The 19,699-nt window shown below is 32.6% G+C and carries 16 protein-coding genes; 11 read left to right on the forward strand and 5 right to left on the reverse strand.

Annotated elements, in window-relative coordinates; translation table 11 throughout:
- Positions 1–184: 184 nt before the first annotated feature.
- A complete protein-coding gene (locus ACIQ66_RS00575; RefSeq protein WP_396210872.1) occupies positions 185–2,236 on the reverse strand; it encodes a M13 family metallopeptidase in 2,052 nt (683 codons plus the stop codon).
- Positions 2,237–2,240: 4 nt separating this feature from the next.
- Positions 2,241–5,612, reverse strand: coding sequence for a T9SS type A sorting domain-containing protein (locus ACIQ66_RS00580; RefSeq protein WP_396210873.1), 3,372 nt, complete (start codon positions 5,610–5,612; stop codon positions 2,241–2,243).
- A gap of 112 nt (positions 5,613–5,724) precedes the next feature.
- On the opposite strand from ACIQ66_RS00580, the gene ACIQ66_RS00585 reads away from it, so the two are divergent.
- The 5 genes from ACIQ66_RS00585 to ACIQ66_RS00605 all read left to right on the forward strand — a co-directional run bounded on the left by ACIQ66_RS00585 (position 5,725) and on the right by ACIQ66_RS00605 (position 11,830).
- Positions 5,725–6,423 (forward strand): SCO family protein, encoded by a 699-nt coding sequence (locus tag ACIQ66_RS00585; protein ID WP_396210874.1) that lies wholly within the window; start codon positions 5,725–5,727, stop codon positions 6,421–6,423.
- A gap of 204 nt (positions 6,424–6,627) precedes the next feature.
- Positions 6,628–6,864 (forward strand): ferrous iron transport protein A, encoded by a 237-nt coding sequence (locus ACIQ66_RS00590; protein WP_396210875.1) that lies wholly within the window; start codon positions 6,628–6,630, stop codon positions 6,862–6,864.
- Complete coding sequence (gene feoB / locus ACIQ66_RS00595; protein ID WP_396210876.1) at positions 6,864–8,969, forward strand: ferrous iron transport protein B; 2,106 nt, start codon at positions 6,864–6,866, stop codon at positions 8,967–8,969. Before ACIQ66_RS00590 ends, feoB begins: the two co-directional genes overlap by 1 nt.
- Positions 8,970–9,467: 498 nt before the next feature.
- Complete coding sequence (locus ACIQ66_RS00600) at positions 9,468–11,699, forward strand: TonB-dependent receptor family protein (RefSeq protein WP_396210877.1); 2,232 nt, start codon at positions 9,468–9,470, stop codon at positions 11,697–11,699.
- 11 nt (positions 11,700–11,710) lie between these two features.
- Positions 11,711–11,830, forward strand: a complete 120-nt coding sequence (locus ACIQ66_RS00605) for a FeoB-associated Cys-rich membrane protein (protein ID WP_396210878.1) — start codon at positions 11,711–11,713, stop codon at positions 11,828–11,830.
- Here ACIQ66_RS00605 and ACIQ66_RS00610 read toward each other — a convergent pair.
- Genes ACIQ66_RS00610 through ACIQ66_RS00620 form a run of 3 tightly spaced genes read right to left on the reverse strand, consistent with a single transcriptional unit; the run spans position 11,827 to position 13,700 of the window.
- Entirely contained in the window at positions 11,827–12,213 is a 387-nt protein-coding gene (locus tag ACIQ66_RS00610; protein WP_396210879.1) for a hypothetical protein, read from the reverse strand. The genes ACIQ66_RS00605 and ACIQ66_RS00610 overlap by 4 nt on opposite strands.
- 18 nt (positions 12,214–12,231) lie before the next feature.
- A complete protein-coding gene (locus ACIQ66_RS00615; protein WP_396210880.1) occupies positions 12,232–13,050 on the reverse strand; it encodes a ZIP family metal transporter in 819 nt (272 codons plus the stop codon).
- A gap of 2 nt (positions 13,051–13,052) precedes the next feature.
- Positions 13,053–13,700, reverse strand: coding sequence for a metal-dependent transcriptional regulator (locus ACIQ66_RS00620; RefSeq protein ID WP_396210881.1), 648 nt, complete (start codon positions 13,698–13,700; stop codon positions 13,053–13,055).
- 82 nt (positions 13,701–13,782) lie between these two features.
- Here ACIQ66_RS00620 and ACIQ66_RS00625 point away from each other — a divergent pair, with 82 nt between their 5' ends.
- From ACIQ66_RS00625 to ACIQ66_RS00650, 6 genes are all read left to right on the forward strand, one after another.
- Entirely contained in the window at positions 13,783–14,526 is a 744-nt protein-coding gene (locus ACIQ66_RS00625; RefSeq protein ID WP_396210882.1) for a transporter, read from the forward strand.
- A 1-nt stretch (position 14,527) separates the two neighbouring features.
- A complete protein-coding gene (locus ACIQ66_RS00630; RefSeq protein ID WP_396210902.1) occupies positions 14,528–15,664 on the forward strand; it encodes a lycopene cyclase family protein in 1,137 nt (378 codons plus the stop codon).
- Between the two features lie 150 nt (positions 15,665–15,814).
- Complete coding sequence (locus ACIQ66_RS00635) at positions 15,815–16,225, forward strand: BrxA/BrxB family bacilliredoxin (protein ID WP_396210883.1); 411 nt, start codon at positions 15,815–15,817, stop codon at positions 16,223–16,225.
- 188 nt (positions 16,226–16,413) lie between these two features.
- Positions 16,414–17,772, forward strand: coding sequence for a rhodanese-related sulfurtransferase (locus ACIQ66_RS00640; protein ID WP_396210884.1), 1,359 nt, complete (start codon positions 16,414–16,416; stop codon positions 17,770–17,772).
- A gap of 162 nt (positions 17,773–17,934) precedes the next feature.
- Positions 17,935–19,230, forward strand: a complete 1,296-nt coding sequence (locus ACIQ66_RS00645) for a stage 0 sporulation family protein (protein ID WP_396210885.1) — start codon at positions 17,935–17,937, stop codon at positions 19,228–19,230.
- Complete coding sequence (locus ACIQ66_RS00650; protein WP_396210886.1) at positions 19,214–19,696, forward strand: gliding motility lipoprotein GldH; 483 nt, start codon at positions 19,214–19,216, stop codon at positions 19,694–19,696. Before ACIQ66_RS00645 ends, ACIQ66_RS00650 begins: the two co-directional genes overlap by 17 nt.
- Positions 19,697–19,699: the final 3 nt, after the last annotated feature.

The following is a 19,699-nucleotide window of genomic DNA, read 5'->3' on the forward strand; positions in this document are numbered from 1 at the left end:
CGTAAATTTATTTTAGCTAACGCCAGCTTCAAGTTTGTGAGCGTTTTTATTCCTTTAATTTATAAATTTAAGCTTTATAACAGCACCATGCGAAAGGAATCTCGAGGGGTCTTAAAATATTTGCAAAACTAGTTATTTGATGTATTAAAAAAGCCTTAAAGAAAATCCTTAAGGCATTTTACTTCTACCAAATTCTAACTCTATCCTCTGGTTTTATGAATAACTTATCCGTTTCTGAAATGTTGAAAGCTTTGTAAAATTCATCAACGTTTAACAATGGTACGTAAGCACGATACATCCCTGGTGAATGCGGATCGGTTTTTACTTGGTTTTTGATAGCCTCGTCTCTCATTTTGGATCTCCAAATCGTACCCCAAGAAATAAAGAAACGTTGTTCTGGTGTGTAACCATCAATCAATCCTGGATTCCCGTTTTCTTTTAAGTACAATTGCAATCCGTCGTAAGCTGCGTTTACACCACCTAAATCACCAATGTTTTCACCTAGTGTGAATTTTCCATCAACGAAAGTGCCAGGCAATGGCTCTAAGGCGCTGTATTGTGACGCTAGCGCACCACCTAATCCTGTAAACTGCTTCAAATCGTCTTCTGTCCACCAGTTTACCAAATTTCCATCGGCGTTATAACGAGAACCTGAATCGTCAAATCCGTGAGAGATTTCATGTCCAATTACCGCTCCAATTCCTCCATAATTAACCGCTTCGTCTGCTTTGTAATCATAAAATGGTGGTTGCAAAATTGCGGCTGGAAACACAATTTCGTTATAAGAAGGATTGTAATAAGCATTTACCGTTTGTGGCGACATTCCCCAACGGGTTTTGTCAACTGGTTTGTTTAAGTCCGCAATGTTTTCGTTGAAGCCCCATTTGGAAATATTTTTCATGTTTTCATAATACGTTCCGCCATTTTCTTTGCTTTTGATTACCAATTTAGAATAATCTTTCCATTTGTCAGGATAACCAATTTTAACTGTTGATTTTCTTAATTTATCGATAGCTCCTTTTCTAGTTTCTGGCGTCATCCAAGGCAATTTGTTAATTCTACTTTCAAAAGCAAAGAAAACATTTTTGATCATTTTGTTTGCTTTTTCTTTAGCTTCTGCAGGAAATTTTTTCTCAACATATAGTTTTCCTAATGCTTCTCCAACGGTACCGTTTACAACTTGAAGTGCTCTTTCTTCACGTGGTCTTTGTTTTTTGGCACCTTGTAAAGTTTGGCTATAAAAATCCCAATTTGTCTTTTCGATTTCGGTTGTCAAAACATCTGAAGCATTGTCTATCAACATCCAACGCAAATAAGCTTTCCAATCTTCTACTTTATTTTCTGTAAAAATAGTTTGAAGCGCTGCCATATATTTAGGTTGAGAAACATTTATAGAATCTAATTTGATAATTCCTAATTTGGTGAAATAATTATTCCAGTTAACGGCTGGTGTTAGTTTCTGCAAATCGGCAACCGACATCATGTTGTATGTTTTTCTTCTATCTCTGCGTTCAACCCTGTCTAACCTCGGAGTTGCCATTGCGGTTTCTAATGCTAATACTTTTTTGGCGCTTTCTTTAGCTTGAGCTGGTTTTTCTCCAACATATTGTAGCATTTTTTCAACATGAAGTACATATTTTTCTCTTTTTTCTTTAGAATCTGCATCATCAGAAACATAGTAATCTCTATCTGGTAAACCAAGACTTCCTAATGTAACATTTACGATATTTCGAGTGCTATTTTTAGCATCAGAACCAATATACATGCTATAAAAGCCTATTGATCCTTCTGGTTGTAGTTCCAAAATTAAATTGTTTAAATCATCAACATTTTTAATAGCGTTTATTTTCTCTAAAGTTGGTTTGATTGGTTTGATACCTAATTTATTTCGAGAAATTGTATCCATATAAGTTACAAAAACGTTTACAGCTTTTGCTTGGTCAGAATTTGGATCTAATTTTTTATTGGCAGTTGCTTCTTTCAAAATGGCTAATGCATCAATATCAGTATTTTGTCTTAACTCGTCAAAACTTCCCCAACGAACTCTATCGCTTGGTATTTCGGTTTTATCAAACCACGTTCCGTTTACATATCTGAAGAAATCATCTCCAGGTTTAACGGTTTTGTCCATTAAATCTACGTTGATTCCTGGTGTTTTTTGTTGAGCATTTGCTGTATTTAAAATAGTAACTAGCCCAACAAAAAAGGTTTTTTTAATGATTTTTGAAACTTTCATTTTGTTATTTTTTAATTAATTTTTTAGTTGTTGATTGATTATTTGATGTTATTTTGGCAAAATAAATTCCATCAGAAACCGCATTCAAATCGATAACGGTTTGTTCTTTATTGGTTTTAAAACTAATTTTTTTACCCGTCATATCGTATAAGTCGATAGAATCGATAGAAATGTTACCTGACGATATAGTAAAAATACCGCTAGAAGGGTTTGGATAAATGGCGAGTTTCTCTAATTGGAAGTTGGTTGTGGTCAAATTTGTTCCTGAAATTAAAAAATCATCAACAACAACTCCCGTTGCGGTCACACTTCCATCAGAATGAAAAACAAATCGGAATATAACATTATTTGGATATCCAGAGAATGAATTTAGTGAGTACGTATATTCGGTTAGAGTTGTATTAGTTCCTGTCCATTGTCCGCCAACACAATTTGTACAATCTTCACCTGATGTTTCTGGAGTTCTATCGCTGTTGTACCAATTTGATGCCGTCTCTCCAAGTTTGAACCAGTTAGCGCCATTATCTGTTGTATATTGTAAATACAAAATATCCCAATTGTTCTCAAGATCATATGCCATTTTGAAAGACATAACAGGATTTGTGATTTGTGAAAAATTGTAACATTCAGATACTAAAAATGCCTTTCTATTATCGTCATAATTTCCGGTAAGATTTGATGCATATACGTTACTTGTACCAGTGTTTATGACACCATTAGCCGTTCCTCTTTGCCAAGTAGAAAATAATCCTGATTCATCATAAGATAATAAACTATCTTCTGGAGTTTCAAATGTATTCAAGTCGTTTAATGTTCCTACGTTATTTAAAACAAATGATTTACTTGAAGTATTGTTTTCAGACACTTCATCGTTATTTATTACCGCAGTAACATTAAAATTATATAAATTTTTTGGTAAACTTATTTCTGGTAAAGAAACTATTGCGTTTTGATTAGGGTTTAGCGTTCCAATCCAATTGTATTGGAAGTTTGAGCCGTTGTAACTATAATTAAAATCTATATTATTGATAACAGTTGCCCCACTATTTTTTACATTGATTTGTGGTGAAACAAGACTATTGGTACATTCTACATTTGTAGATGATAGATTTAAAATTTCAACAATTTTGACATCCTTTTGTGGTACTTCAACCTCAATTGCTGCTTGCCAAATTCCTCTTCCGTAGGTTGCAGCAATTATTTTTTGATCTTCTAAATTTATTTCTAAGTCGGTTACAGAAACATTTGGCAATCCAGTGTCAAAAGGTTGCCATTGGCTCATAGTATCATCTTTGTAATAAACCCCTAAGCTTGTTCCAACAAATAATGGATTTGTTGCATTTCTTCCTTGATGTACAATTACGTTTTTACCTATAGATGGTAATCCAGAACTTATAGAAGTAAAGTCCAATCCGCCATTAACTGATTTTAATACTTGACCGTTAGTTCCTTGTGTTGTGATATAAATTATATTGCTATTAGAGGAATGTACCGCAATAGAAGTAATACTTGCGTCAAAAATGTTTTCAAATGTTATTCCTTTATCAATACTTTTTAAAAGTTGACCGTTTCCGGAAATGTATATATTATTGTCATTACTTGGGTCTATTGTAATCAAATCAATATTTCCTATTCCTAATGAAGTGGTGTTTTGTTGAATCCAATTTCCTGAATCTAGTTTATACAAACTACTATAACCCGCAAAAACTTCTCCTATTGAATTTGTAACCAATGGCGTTACCCAATTTCCACTTTCTCCACTTGGCGAACCAACTCCGCCAGATGATGAGTTTCCAGCATTACTACTAATGTAAAGTGATCCTCCATTTTGAATAAAACCATAAAATAAATTACTGTTATTTGGATCGATTGCAGTATCCATTCCGTCTGCTCCATAGTAATTTTTCCATTGATTATTGCTTAATGCATGCCCCCCATTATCCTGCAATCCACCAACCATTTTAGAGGCAGATTGTTTAGAAACGGCTATTTTATAAAACTGACTAATCTGTGCAGAAGCTGTTAAATCGGTAAACGAATTTGTATTATTAGCCGAAACATAAATTCCTCCATCGCTACCGCAATAAAGTTTACTGCCAAAATAGCGCAAATAATGAATATCCGCGTGTGTATATCTTGGACTTGTAGGGTTGTTCCACACGTTTCTTCTTGTAAAACTTGTTCCGCCATTTAATGAACGCCAAATATTTAAACATCCTGTGTAAAGCTCATTCGCATTGGTCGGAGAAACGGCTAAAGCAAGGTCAAACCAAGCTTGGTCAGATTCAAATATATCAGTTGTAGTATTAGTAGCAACAAAACTATCTCCTCCATTGGTTGACTTATAAAGTCCTTGAAATCCATAAGAAGTATTGGCACTCAAAATATAAATTACATTTTCATCGGCAGGAGTTACATCTAAAAGCATTCTTCCAGAATTTGAAGGTAGTCCAGTTGTAATTGTAGTAAAAGTGGAGCCAAAATTAGTTGAACGAACAAAACGATTTTCAGAAACCGCATAAACAACATTAGGATTATTGGGTTTAAGTCTGATGCTTCCTTGCGAAAAATTGCCTGTTCTAACTAGGCTCCAGGTTGAACCTGCATTTGTTGTTTTGTAAATTCCGTTTGATGTTGCTACCAAAAGTTCATTTACATTGGTTGGATTAATTACAATATCGCCTGCAAACGAATTGGTTCCTGTAAATGTTAAACCCGTTGAATCCCAAGTTGAGCCGCCATCTGTAGATTTCATAATTCCCACCGAATAAGAATCTGCTGCGTCTCTATCGCCAGTTGATATATATATTATATTTGTATTGGTAGGGTCAACCGCTATACCTGAAACACCTATTTGTGGCAAATTGTCTGAAAGTGGAATCCAATTTGTTCCACCAGTTGTAGACTTCCATATTCCACCAGCTGGAGTTCCAATATATATTGTGTTTTCGTTTATTGGGTCAACGCAAACAACATTTACTCTTCCTTGACCACTTGACCATGAGCCAGTATTGATATGATTTAAAGGGCCAACTGGTTCCCAGATACTTGTAGGGACAGAGCTTGAACTATTTTTTTTTACCTCTTTTTTTTGGTTAAAAGCTTCCCACATTTCTTGGGGCGTTATTAGATATCCTTGTGAATTGCTCTTGTTTCTCCAGTGATATTCCCAACGCATAAATGGTTTGTATCCGCTTCCTTTTTGGTTTTTATCTCGAGTTAACCAGTAATTATTGAACTCATTTTTTAATTCATCAATTGAAGCATATTGTTTGTTATTTCTATTAATTTCTTTCATCCATGGTGCAGATGGAACAAATTGACTAAATCCTAAAAAATTGATTGCTAATGATACTAAAAGTAGTATTTTTTTCATTTTGTGGAAATTTTTCCAAATTTAATTAAATTTTAATCATTGAAACAATTTTTAACTTTTGTTTGATTCAAATGTTTACTTAATTTCTACCTTTGCATAAAATACTACAATCATGATTGCTGCTCTAAAAAAATACAAATTATTCCTTCTCTTTTTTGTGCTTTTTTCTATTATCACAATTTCCCTTTTTTATAATGCGTTAAATCCGAATAAAATCTTACCTATTTACACCCCGAGTGATGTAAATCCTGAAATGGTTGATTCTACTGTACAACATATTGCAGCCAATCACACTATTGCCGATTTTAGTTTTACTAATCAAAATGGCAAAATTGTTACTCAGAAAGAGTATGAGGGAAAGATTTATGTAGCCGATTTTTTCTTTACAACTTGTCCAACTATTTGCCCAAAAATGACTAAAAATATGGCATGGTTGCAAAATCGAATTAAAGATAATCCTAAAGTTATGTTGTTATCTCATAGCGTAACTCCAGATATTGACAGTGTCCCTGTTTTGAAAAAATATGCGATAGAAAAGGGCGTCATAGATAGCAAATGGAACTTGGTTACAGGTGATAAAAAAAATATTTATTACATAGCCCGAAAATCATATTTGGCTGTAAAAACTGGTGAACCATCAGCATTATACGATATGGTTCATACAGAAAATTTTGTGTTGATTGACTCCAAAAAACGTGTTCGAGGATTTTATGATGGCACCAATCTAGACCAACCTACAAATGATCCAAAAGTTAAAAATGTAACCCAACTTTTAGAAGACATCAACTTTCTTTGTAACGAAGAAAAATAGTTTTCAAAAGGTTTATGAATGGCTAACTAGCCCTGATGCAAGGGAAAAGCCTCGCCTTTTTTGGCGAGCTTTGGAAAGGCAGCAGGAATATGGATAACGGATATTGCCCAAGCCATTCGCTCCAAATCTTAAAATATGATAATTATCATGCAAATTTCTTTGTAAATAGTTACTTTTGTATTTTAATTCAATCTAAATAAAGCTGTGAAAACTTCAATTGCTCAATTAAAAATTGGTCAAAAAGGAACGATTATCGATTTTAATATCGATGAAATCCCTATGAAACTACTCGAAATGGGCTGTTTGCCGGGAAATTCTGTTGAGTTAATTCAAATCGCCCCCTTTGGTTGTCCGCTATATTTTAATGTGAATGATTCGCATGTGGCAATTAGATTAGAAACGGCAAAAGAGATAAATGTAGTCATTGAAACTCAAAATTAATGGCTCAAAAAGAAATCAAAGTTGCGCTAATTGGTAATCCGAACACGGGAAAAACTTCTGTTTTTAACCAACTTACAGGTTTGCATCAACAGGTTGGAAACTATCCTGGAATTACGGTTGAAAAGAAAATGGGTGTTTGCAAACTTTCGGAAGATGTAAAAGCTACTATCATTGATTTACCTGGAACTTATAGCTTAAATGCTAGTTCAATTGACGAAAATGTGGTAATTGAACTGATGATGAATCGAAAAGATGAAAACTTTCCAGATGTTGTTGTAGTTGTTACCGAAGTAGAAAATTTGAAACGAAATTTGCTTCTTTTTACTCAAATAAAAGATTTAGAATTGCCAACGCTTTTGGTTATCAATATGAGTGACCGAATGAGATTGAAAGGAATTGAACTTAACGTTCCTTTTTTAGAAAGTGAGTTGAAAACGTCAATCGCATTAGTTAGTTCCCGCAAAAATATTGGAATTGAAAAGATTAAAAATCTGATTCTAAATTATAAAAATCTTTCTACTGAACCTTGTTTAAATGCTTCAAGTATTGATGTTGAGTATTTTGACAAGCTTAGAAAAGCATTTCCAAATCAACTATTGTACAAACTTTGGTTGGTAATTACGCAAGACGTAAATTTTTTGAATTTAGAGCGAAAAGAATTAAAAAGTTCATTTACCAAATCGCATGCAGATTTAAAAAGATTGCAACAAAAGGAAACCATAAAAAGGTACCAATTTATAAATAATACTTTAAAAATTGGGCAAAAAATCGATCATTCAAAAGCAACTGATGTTCGAGCAAAATTGGATAGAATTTTGACTCATAAAGTATTTGGCTACTTGATTTTCTTTATTATTTTGTTTGGAATATTTCAATCTATATTTGAATGGTCTAAATATCCTATGGATTTTATTGATAGTTCGTTTGCCAACTTGGCTTCGTATGCAAAAAACAGTCTTCCAGCTGGCGAGTTTACTAACTTGATTAGCGAAGGAATTATACCAGGAATTGGCGGTATTTTGATTTTTATTCCACAAATTGCCTTTCTATTTTTATTTATTTCTGTCTTGGAAGAAAGTGGTTACATGAGTCGTGTGGTTTTTTTAATGGATAAAATTATGCGCCGTTTTGGGCTTTCAGGAAAAAGTGTTGTACCTCTAATTTCGGGAACTGCTTGTGCTATTCCTGCTATTATGAGCGCACGAAATATTGAAAATTGGAAAGAACGATTAATCACTATTCTAGTCACGCCATTTATAACTTGCTCAGCAAGATTACCAGTTTATGCCATTTTGATAGCACTAATAATTCCAGACGAAAAATTATTTGGGTTTATGAGCTTACAGGGTTTAACCTTGATGATTTTATATCTTTTAGGTTTTGGTGTTGCTATTTTCTCAGCTTATATTTTAAATAAAATTCTGAATATAAAATCAAAATCATATTTTGTGGTGGAAATGCCAAGTTATAAGATTCCGATGTTCAAAAATGTTTCTATAAATGTTTTAGAAAAAACGAGAGCTTTTGTTTTTGGAGCTGGAAAAATCATTTTAACATTGTCAATTGTACTTTGGTTTTTGGGTTCGCATGGATTAGGGGAAAATTTTAATAACGCAGATCAAATTGTAAAACAACAGCTTACCGCAAAAAATGTTATTTACAGTCAGAAATATTTAGACGATCAAGTTAGTGCATACAAACTAGAAAATTCGTTTATTGGAATTGTCGGAAAATCAATTGAACCAATAATAAAACCATTAGGATACGATTGGAAAATAGGAATTGCGGTTGTAAGTTCGTTTGCAGCTCGAGAAGTTTTTGTTGGAACCTTGGCAACCATTTACAGCGTTGGCAGTCACAGTGACGAAGAAGACACCATAAAAAATAGAATGGCAGCCGAAGTTCACACCGATGGATCAAAGGTTTTTAACTTTCCTACGGGAATTTCATTATTGCTTTTTTATGCCTTTGCGATGCAGTGCGTTAGTACATTGGCTATTGTAAAAAAAGAAACCAACTCATGGAAATGGCCGATAATTCAGTTGGTTTTTATGAGTGGCTTTGCTTATCTGGTAGCATTTATTGCCTATCAAGTGTTGAAATAAAATAAGTTGTAACTTTACAATATAAAACTACAAGAAATATTAGTTTAGGATACAGTAGCAATTGATTTGATTTTTCTATTATAAAAAGTTCTTAAGAAAAAACTAAGAAAAATTGTGGTGATTAGATTGTGGTTATAATTAATCACTAAAAAAACCTATATAAAATACTTTTTGGGTTAATCTCTTCACCCTCTTTTCTAATTAGGTATAATGAAACACTTTTTATTTTTTTAGAAAATAATTTCTCAAACCACTTGTTGTTTTCTTCACTGTTTCTAGAATTGAATGTCAGTGTTTTCCCTTCAACCATTTTTTGTCTATGTAAATTTCTAAAATTACCGATACTTCTCCAGTAAAAATACAATCAAAAAACCTTATGAAAATCTTGAGCAACTGAAAAAAACTACAATAAAAATAACTTGTAAAATTTTATTATTTTTAATTTGTCTAAATAAGAATTAATTTATATTTTTGCTGTGTAGAATTAATCTAAATAAAATGAAGAACTATATATTAGTCATCGTAAGCTTTTTTGCTCTGTATTCAAACGCACAAGAAAATGATTTAGCTTTAAACGATACTATTAAAAAATTAAATCCTGTACTAATAATTAGTAAACAACAAAGTCCGGAGCGAATGCCTGAAATTAAAGAAAATGTTTTGTTTTCGGGTAAAAAGAACGAAGTGTTAAAGTTGTCTAATATTAATGGAAACTTTACTACTAACAATGCCAGAGAGATATTTTCTAGAGTTCCTGGTGTAACTATCTGGGAAAACGAAGGTTCTGGCATTCAAATTAATGTTGGTGTTCGAGGGCTTAGTCCAAACAGAAGTTGGGAACTAAATACAAGACAAAACGGCTACGATATTTCATCTGACGTTTTTGGTTATCCAGAAGCGTATTATAATCCACCATTAGAAGCTGTTGAAACGGTTGAACTTATACGTGGTGGTTCTTCATTGCAATTCGGACCACAATTCGGCGGCATGTTGAACTATCAATTAAAAAGGGAAACAAAAAAGAAGTTTTCTTTCGAAACACAAAATACAGTTGGTAGTTATGGCTTAATGAGTAGTTATAACGCTATTGGTGGGGCCTATAAAAAATTTTCCTACTACGTTTACAATCATTCTAGAAGTGCAGATGGATGGAGAGAAAATAGCGAATATACTGTTAGAAATACCCATGCTTTTGTGGAATATCGATTTACTGAAAACACAAAATTATCGGCAGAATACACCAATATGGATTATAAAATGCAACAAGCCGGAGGTTTAACCGATGACCAATTTACTGCAAATTCGAGACAATCACTACGAGAAAGAAACTGGTTTGGAACTCCATGGAATGTGTTTTCAATCAATTTTGACACTAAAATCAATGATAAATTTTCATCTAATACTAAATTATTCGGATTAATTGGAGAGCGAAATAGTGTTGGAATTACAGCAACGCCAAATACTATTGACGCTATAAGTACAACTACAAATAATTATTCGAATAGAAAATTAGATAGAGATTATTACAAAAATTTTGGTGTTGAAAATAGAAACATTCTTAAATATGAAATTGGAAAAATAAAAAGTAATTTGGCATTTGGCGTTAGAATTTATCAAGCAAATACACAACGATTACAAGAAGGAACAGGAACAAGAGGGTCAGATTTTGATTTGTCTGTTGAAGGACGATATGCACGAGATATAGATTTTACTACAGAAAATGTAGCTGTCTTTGCAGAAAATCAATTTAAAGTAACCGAAAAACTTAGTATTACACCAGGAATTCGTTATGAATACATTAAAAACACTGGCGAAGGCAGATTTGGAGTTAGTGGCGCTAATGATATAGCTTTTCCAAATAAAACAATTTCACGAAGCAAACCATTATTTGGATTAGGTTTGGAATACAAATTCAGAACTACAAATATTTATGCTAATATTACACAAGCGTATAGACCCGTATTGTTTTCTGATTTAACTCCGCCTGCTGTAACCGATGTAATCGATACAAATTTAAAAGATGCAAGCGGATTCAATGCGGACTTAGGTTACAGAGGAACATTCAAAAAGTATTTAAACTTTGATTTTAGCTTATTTTATTTGAGTTATAATAACCGAATTGGTGGTACTAGACAATTTTTAAATAACGACCCAAACCAAGGCACATTTATTTACAGAACGAATCTAGGTGAAACAGTAAATAAAGGAATAGAAGGTTTTGCAAACATAAATGTTACAAAATTATTCAACGTTGACAAACCTTATGGTAATTTAGATGTATTTGCAACAGTAAGCTTTATCGACAGTCGCTATACTGATTTTGCAGTCTTCACAACCTCAGGAACCGCTCCAAATATTGCAATTACAGAAACCAATTTAAAGGGAAACAGAGTAGAAAACGCTCCAAGATATATTCATAACTTTGGCATCTCATGGAGTAACAATAATATATCTGCAACAGCACAATATAGAATGTCGGGTAAAATTTTTACAGATGCCAATAATACTGTTGCGCCATCTGCAAATGGAATAACAGGACTTTTAGAAAACTATAATGTTTTTGATTTATCGACAGAATACAAGTTTTTGGAAAACTATAACATTAGAGGTGGCATTAACAATCTTTTTAATGAAAATTATGCAACTAGAAGAGCTGGAGGTTATCCAGGACCAGGAATTTTACCAGGAGAAGGCAGAACTTTTTACATATCAATTGGCGCTAAGCTTTAATAATATTTAAAATGACACAAACGGTTTTAGTATACATAGCACTTGCAATAGCGGTATTTTTTATACTAAAACCGTTATTTTCAAAAAAGAAAAAAAACAACTGTGGTGATGATGATTGTGGTTGTAATTAATCACTAAAAACAATATTTATAAAATACTTTTTTGGGTTAATCTGTTCGCCTTCTTTTCTAGTAGGCATAACTGAAACACTTTTTATTTTTTTAGTAAAATAATTCTCAAACCATTTGTTGTTTTGTTCACTGTTTCTAGAATTGAATGTAAGTGTTTTCTCTTCAACCAATTTTTTGTCTTTGTAAATTTCTACAATTGCCGAAACTTCTCCAGCCCAAATACAATCAACAACTTGTGGACATCTTGAATCATTAAAAACGTTTTTTAATTTGAAATGCAATCCTTTTTTTGGAATACATTTTTTGGTCGTAATTTTTTCAGAATTTTGCGAAAAAAGCGAAAAACTGAAAAACAAGATTGAAAGTAAAAATAGTTTTTTCATCTATCAAAGATACGAATATTAGCCTAAAGCTACATCAAGAGTCATCATTACAATAAATCCTCCTATCAATCCTAAAGTGGCAATATCGGTGTTTTTATCTTGTTGGGTTTCGGGAATTACTTCTTCAACCACTACAAATATCATTGCTCCTGCTGCAAATGCTAAAGCATAAGGTAAAAGTGGTGTAAAAAATGTAACTGCAACCGCACCTAAAACTCCTGCAATTGGTTCAACTAAAGCTGATGATTGTCCGTACATGAAACTTTTCCAACGGCTCATTCCCATTCTGCGTAACGGCATTGAAACGGCGATTCCTTCGGGAAAATTCTGAATGCCAATTCCGATTGCCAAGGTTACAGCTCCAGCAATTGATGCTTCGGGAATTCCGGCAGCAACTCCACCAAATAAAACTCCAACGGCTAAACCTTCGGGAATGTTGTGTAGTGTAATTGCCAAAACTAATAATGTAGTTCGTTGCCATGGCGATTTTACTCCTTCAGTTTCTTGAAAATTAATGTGCAAATGTGGAAGAATTTTATCCAATCCAAAAATAAAAAGTGCTCCTAATCCAAATCCAACTGCAGCTGGAATTACTTTTACAAATCCTTCACCTTCACTCATTTCAATTGCAGGTGCGAGTAAACTCCAAAAACTTGCCGCAATCATAACACCGCCAGTAAAACCTAGCATTCCGTCAAGAACTACTCGATTCATATTCTTAAAAAAGAACACGAATGATGCTCCAAATGCTGTTAAAAACCAAGTAAATAATGTAGCGTACAAAGCCGCTAAAATAGGGTCAATACTTTCGAAATAATCTAAAATTGTTTGAAACATAATTAGTTAACGTATATATTATTTGCAATTTTATTAGATATTGTTAATTCTCTTGAATCAATCTGAATTAGTAAAGTATCGTCAAAACTTTCCTTCTCCTTGACCTTAATTTTTGAACCTAAGGCAATTTTTTGTTTGTCTAAATACTGTAAAAATTCTGACGAAGAATCTTTAACTCCAACACATTGATATTCTATATTTAATTCCGTTTCGGATAATAATAATTTAATGACTTTTTTAATCTCACCAGCAGCATTAGGAATAGGATCGCCATGAGGGTCAAACGATGGAAAATCTAAAAATGCATCTAATTTATTTATCAAATTTTCCGATTTTATATGTTCTAATTCTTCTGCGATTTCGTGAACCTCATCCCATGAGAAATTTAATTTATCAACTAAAAAAACTTCCCACAAACGGTGCTTTCTTACAATCATTTTTGCCGAATGAAAACCTTTCTCTGTCAAAGTAACTCCTTGATATTTTTGATATGCAACCAACTCTTTTTCGGATAACTTTTTCAACATATCTGTAACTGATGATGCCTTTGTTTCTAACATTCCTGCTATAGCATTAGTATTTACGCCTTTTGGAGAAACATGCGATAAATGAAAAATAACTTTGATGTAATTTTCTTCAGAAATGGTCATTTTTGATTAATTATTTTCGACAAATATACATTTTTTTATAAAATATTAAAAAATATTTTTAGATTTGTCTAAAATTAAATTTATGAAAACTAAAATATTACTTTTTCTAATCTCATCTTCAACATTTATTTATTCTCAAGAAATTGAACCTATTCAAGCGGATAGACCTGATCAAACGGAAACTCCTGCTCTTGTACCTAAAGGAATGTTTCAAGTGGAAACCGGTTTTACTTTTCAAAAAAATGATGCGTTTAGTAAATCATTAAGTTTACCTTCAACGTTATGGAAATATGGTGTAAATGAAAATTTTGAGTTGAGATTGATAACCGAATTTTTTTGGGAAGAAATAAAAAATGAGAAATTCAACGGATTATCTCCTATATATGTTGGTTTCAAAGTGAAATTGACTGAAGAAAAAGGCATAATCCCTAAAACATCATTTATTGCTCATATTTCCTTACCAAATATGGCTTCAAAAAACTTTAAAACTGAGTTCATCGGGCCTGAATTTCGATTTGTAATGCAACATACTTTATCAGAAAGAATGTCGTTCAGTTATAATCTTGGAGCAGAATGGGATGGGTTTTCTGCTGAGCCTACATTTATTTACACAACAGCAACAGGATATTCCATCACTAAGAAATTGGGAAGTTACTTTGAACTTTTTGGATTTATACCGCAAAATCAAAAACCATATCACAGTTTTGATGGCGGAATTACCTATTTGATAAACAACAATTTTATGTTAGATTTGTCTTCGGGATTTGGAATCTCTAAAAATGCTCCCAACAATTATTGGGCATTTGGATTTTCATTCAGGATTTAAGATGCAACACTATCACTACATTTTCACTGGGTCAGGATTATCGGCTTTAATGACCGTTTATGAAATGATTTTATCTGGAAAATTTAAAGATAAAACCATTTTATTATTGGATGAAGATCCAAAAAAATCTAATGATAGAACTTGGTGTTTTTGGGATAATTCTACTCAATTTGATGAAATTGTATCCAAAAAATGGGATATTGCTCTTTTTGCAGATGAAACCTTCCGACGAGATTTAGATTTGAATCCGTATCACTATAAAATGATTCGCGGATTGGATTTTTACAATCTCGTTTTCGACTTAATTTCTAAACAAGATAATATACATTTTGTAAATCAAAAAGTAATTGACTTCGAAGAATTAGGAAATCATTGCATCGTAAAAACAGAAAATCAAAATTATACTTGTAATAAAATTTTTAATTCTATTTACAATCCATCTCTTGTAAATAGTCAGTCAAAATATCCATTATTACAACAACATTTTATTGGTTGGTTTATAAAATCTAAAGAAGAAGTTTTTGATAAAAGTTCGGCAACTTTTATGGATTTTTCTGTCGAACAAAGAGGAAATACTCGTTTTATGTACGTTCTTCCAACTTCTTCAACCGAAGCATTACTAGAATATACGTTGTTTTCGAAAGATTTACTTCCAAAAGAAGAATACGAAAATGAAATCCAAAAATACATCAAAAAGTTAGGAATTACTGACTACGAAATCATCGAAAAAGAACAAGGAAATATCCCAATGACGAGTTATCATTTTTGGAAACACACCACCAAAAATATCATAAATATTGGTTCTATTGGCGGTTGGACTAAAGCAAGTACAGGTTATACATTTAAAAATACTACCAAAAAATCAAAAGCACTAATTCAATTTTTATCGAAAGAAACCGATTTCAGGAAATTTCATAAAATAGATAAATTTTGGTTCTACGATTTGTTGTTTATAGATGTTTTATTCAAAAGAAATGATTTGGGTTCTAAAGTTTTTTCTACTTTATTCCAAAAAGGAAATCCAACTTTAATTTTCAAATTTCTCGACGAAGAAACTACGTTTTGGGAAGATTTACAAGTAATTTGGAAATGCCCAAAAGATCTTTTTATTAGAGCATTATTTGAAAGGCTTTTTTAGTTTAAATTCTCTATCAAACGATAACAAATCTTTATGATTAGAATCATTCTAAAAACCAGAATTCTATTTATCTTTGCAATGATTTTATAATCAAAATTCAGAAATCGTTAACCTGCCTGTCGATAGACAGGTCTTAAATCATAAATAATTATGTATCCAGAAGAAATGGTAAAACCAATGCGAGCAGAACTTTCTGAAGCAGGTTTTCAAGATTTATACAGTGCAGAAGAAGTGAAAAATGCTATCAAAGTAGAAGGGACAACACTTGTGGTTGTAAATTCAGTTTGTGGTTGCGCTGCTAGAAATGCTCGTCCAGGAGCAAAAATGAGTTTGGACGGAGCAAAAAAACCAGATCATTTAGTAACGGTTTTTGCAGGAGTTGACAAAGAAGCAGTTGATGCGGCAAGAGAAGAAATGTTTCCGTTTCCTCCATCGTCACCAAGTATGGCATTGTTCAAAAACGGAGAATTGGTTCACATGCTAGAACGTCACCACATTGAAGGTCGTCCGGCTGAAATGATTGCAGAAAACTTAAAAGATGCTTACGCAGAATTCTGTTAGTTTTCTAACCACTAAGTTCGCAAAGAAGGCACAAAGAGCACTATTAATTTAGTGCTTTTTCTTTTTTTATACTTTGTGAACTTAGTGCATTCTTTGTGTGCTTTGTGGTTAAATAAAAATTTTTAACTTTGCACCCGAATTCTTCCATTTAGAATTCAAAACATATTTCTCACTTAAACGTTTATAGCATGCAACTGTATAACACCTTAAGCGCAGAAGAAAGAGCTCAATTAATTGATGAAGCCGGACAACAACGCCTAACATTATCTTTCTATGCGTATGCCAAAATTGAAGATCCCAAAAAATTTCGCGACGATTTATTTATCCAATGGAACCAACTCGACGCACTTGGTCGAACTTACGTTGCCAAAGAAGGAATAAATGCTCAAATGAGTGTTCCAGCCGAAAAATTTGAAGCTTTTAGAGCAACTTTAGAAGCTTATGATTTCATGCGAGGAATTCGTTTGAATGTTGCCGTAGAGCACGATGATCATTCATTTTTGAAATTAACTGTGAAAGTTAGAGATAAAATTGTAGCCGACGGATTAAATGATGAAACGTTTGATGTAACCAATATCGGTGTACATTTGAAAGCTAAAGAATTCAACCAAATATTAGAAGACCCAAATACCATCGTTGTCGATTTTAGAAATCATTACGAAAGTGAAATCGGACATTTTAAAGGCGCAATAACTCCAGATGTAGAAACTTTTAGAGAAAGTTTACCGATTATCAACGAGCAATTAAAAAGTTTTAAAGAAGATAAAAACCTAGTGATGTATTGCACCGGCGGAATTCGATGTGAAAAAGCGTCAGCCTATTTTAAGCATCAAGGTTTTAAAAATGTGTTTCAATTAGAAGGCGGAATTATCAATTATGCCAAACAAATAAAGGAAGAAAACATAGAAAGTAAATTCATAGGAAAGAACTTTGTTTTCGACCATAGATTAGGTGAAAGAATTACCGACGATATCGTTTCGCAATGCCACCAATGCGGAAAACCGTGCGATAATCACACTAATTGTGAAAACGATGGTTGTCATTTATTGTTCATTCAATGTGATGATTGTAAAGCTACAATGGAAAATTGTTGTTCAAAAGAATGTTTAGATACCATTCATTTACCATTGGTAGAACAAGTAAAATTAAGAAGAGGAAAACAAGTTGGAAATAAAGTCTTTCGCAAAGGAAAATCAGAAAATCTATTATTTAAACATTCAGGTGAACTATCTGATAAATCCTTAGCGATTGCTCAAAAACCAAAAGACATTCGTCAGAAAATAAAAATCAAAAAAGCACTTATTGGTAAAGCCGAACATTATTATCCAAAACCACAAGTTGGATTATTTATCATCGAGAATAACATATTAAATGTTGGTGATAAAATCTTAATCTCTGGACCAACCACAGGAAACGAGGAACTAATTTTAGACAAAATGATGGTAAACGGAAGTGAAAATTCGGTTGCTAAAATTGGTGATAAAGTCACTTTTATTTTACCTTTTAGAGTAAGATTATCAGATAAATTATTTAAGATATTAGAGTAACTGTTTTAAAAATCAACTATATAAAATCCCAAATTTTAACTGTTTTTTCTAACTTGGAATTTGGGATTTTTTTATTGGAATTTATTTTTTAAAAATACTATCTTTACCGATTAATCGTTTTATGAACTTAAATTGCTTTTTGGCAATACTACCTATAAAATTATGGCATGTACAAGTTGTTCAACTTCTGATGGTGGTGCGCCTAAGGGTTGTAAAAATAATGGGACTTGCGGCACCGATAGCTGCAACAAATTAACCGTTTTTGATTGGTTGGCAAATATGAGTTTGCCTAATGGCGAAGCGCCTTTTGATTGTGTAGAAGTTCGTTTCAAAAACGGGAGAAAAGAATTTTACCGAAATACCGAAAAACTTACTTTAAGCATTGGCGATATCGTTGCTACCGAAGCTTCACCTGGTCATGACATTGGCATTATAACTCTTACGGGCGAATTGGTAAAAATTCAAATGAAGAAAAAAGGGGTTAATCATACCAGCAACGAAATTACTAAAGTGTATCGAAAAGCTTCTCAAAAAGACATCGATATTTGGAGTGATGCTCGCGATAAAGAAGAACCAATGAAAGTAAAAGCACGTGAAATTGCTATTGCTTTAAAGTTGCAAATGAAAATTTCTGACATCGAATTTCAAGGTGATGGTTCTAAAGCTATTTTCTATTATACTGCTGAAGATAGAGTCGATTTTCGTCAATTGATTAAAGAATTTGCACAGGTTTTCAAAACCAGAATCGAGATGAAACAAGTTGGTTTTCGTCAAGAAGCTTCCCGCTTAGGGGGTATTGGTTCTTGCGGAAGAGAATTGTGCTGTTCAACATGGTTAACCGATTTTAGAAGTGTAAATACATCGGCAGCGCGTTACCAACAATTGTCGTTAAATCCACAGAAATTAGCAGGACAATGCGGAAAATTGAAATGTTGTTTGAATTATGAATTAGACACTTACCTTGATGCTTTAAAAGATTTTCCTGAATTTGAAACCAAATTACACACCGAAAAAGGAGACGCAATTTGTCAAAAACAAGATATTTTCAAAGGATTAATGTGGTTTGCCTATACCGATAATTTTGCTAATTGGCATGTGCTAAAAATTGATCAAGTAAGAGAAATTATTGCTCAAAATAAAGAGAAAAAACGTGTTTCTTCATTAGAAGATTTTGCATTAGAAATTACACAAGAAGAAGTAAAAGACTTCAATAATGCGATGGGTCAGGAAAGTTTAACTCGTTTTGACCAGCCTAAGAAAAAGAAAAATAACAAAAACAAGAATAGAAAACCTAACGGCGATAGACCTCAGCAACAAAACGCGAATCAAAACCAAAATTTGACGAATCAAAATAGTGAAAAGCCACAACAAAATGGCACTCAAAAACAACCAAACAAAAATCATCGTAACCCAAACAACAAAATAACTCCTGTAAACAAAAATGAGCCTAAAAAGTAATTTTTTATTTATATTGATGGTTTTTCTACTTTTTTCTTGCGATAAGAAAAGAGTTTTTGATGATTACAAATCTGTTGGGAATTCTTGGAATAAAGATTCTTTGGTTTCATTTGATTTGCCAAAACTCGAACCAAAGAAAGAATACAATTTGTTCTTAAATTTGAGAGGTAATAATGACTATCCGTTTAATAATATTTTTCTAATTGTTAGTATGAATTATCCAGATGGTATTACCAAAATTGACACTTTAGAATACCTAATGGCTGATGTAGAAGGCAATTTACTTGGAGATGGTTTTTCAGATGTAAAAGAAAGCAAACTGGTTTTTAAAGAGCGAGTTAAGTTTAAAGCTGGTAAACATAAAGTTACTATCAAACAAGCGGCAAGACAAACAGGTAAAGTTACCGGAATTGACAAATTAGAAGGAATAACCGAAGTAGGTTTTAGAATAGAAACATTAGAATAATTC

The sequence above is a fragment of the Flavobacterium sp. genome (assembly GCF_044377315.1).
GTDB lineage: Bacteria > Bacteroidota > Bacteroidia > Flavobacteriales > Flavobacteriaceae > Flavobacterium.

Coding starts and splice junctions, on each gene's coding strand:
- ACIQ66_RS00650 (WP_396210886.1), top strand. CDS start 19,214: ATGAGCCTAAAAAGTAATTTTTTATTTATATTGATGGTTTTTCTACTT.
- ACIQ66_RS00615 (WP_396210880.1), bottom strand. CDS start 13,050: ATGTTTCAAACAATTTTAGATTATTTCGAAAGTATTGACCCTATTTTA.
- ACIQ66_RS00620 (WP_396210881.1), bottom strand. CDS start 13,700: ATGACCATTTCTGAAGAAAATTACATCAAAGTTATTTTTCATTTATCG.
- ACIQ66_RS00585 (WP_396210874.1), top strand. CDS start 5,725: ATGATTGCTGCTCTAAAAAAATACAAATTATTCCTTCTCTTTTTTGTG.
- ACIQ66_RS00575 (WP_396210872.1), bottom strand. CDS start 2,236: ATGAAAGTTTCAAAAATCATTAAAAAAACCTTTTTTGTTGGGCTAGTT.
- ACIQ66_RS00605 (WP_396210878.1), top strand. CDS start 11,711: ATGACACAAACGGTTTTAGTATACATAGCACTTGCAATAGCGGTATTT.
- ACIQ66_RS00645 (WP_396210885.1), top strand. CDS start 17,935: ATGGCATGTACAAGTTGTTCAACTTCTGATGGTGGTGCGCCTAAGGGT.
- ACIQ66_RS00630 (WP_396210902.1), top strand. CDS start 14,528: ATGCAACACTATCACTACATTTTCACTGGGTCAGGATTATCGGCTTTA.
- ACIQ66_RS00625 (WP_396210882.1), top strand. CDS start 13,783: ATGAAAACTAAAATATTACTTTTTCTAATCTCATCTTCAACATTTATT.
- ACIQ66_RS00600 (WP_396210877.1), top strand. CDS start 9,468: ATGAAGAACTATATATTAGTCATCGTAAGCTTTTTTGCTCTGTATTCA.
- ACIQ66_RS00610 (WP_396210879.1), bottom strand. CDS start 12,213: ATGAAAAAACTATTTTTACTTTCAATCTTGTTTTTCAGTTTTTCGCTT.
- ACIQ66_RS00640 (WP_396210884.1), top strand. CDS start 16,414: ATGCAACTGTATAACACCTTAAGCGCAGAAGAAAGAGCTCAATTAATT.
- ACIQ66_RS00580 (WP_396210873.1), bottom strand. CDS start 5,612: ATGAAAAAAATACTACTTTTAGTATCATTAGCAATCAATTTTTTAGGA.
- feoB (WP_396210876.1), top strand. CDS start 6,864: ATGGCTCAAAAAGAAATCAAAGTTGCGCTAATTGGTAATCCGAACACG.
- ACIQ66_RS00635 (WP_396210883.1), top strand. CDS start 15,815: ATGTATCCAGAAGAAATGGTAAAACCAATGCGAGCAGAACTTTCTGAA.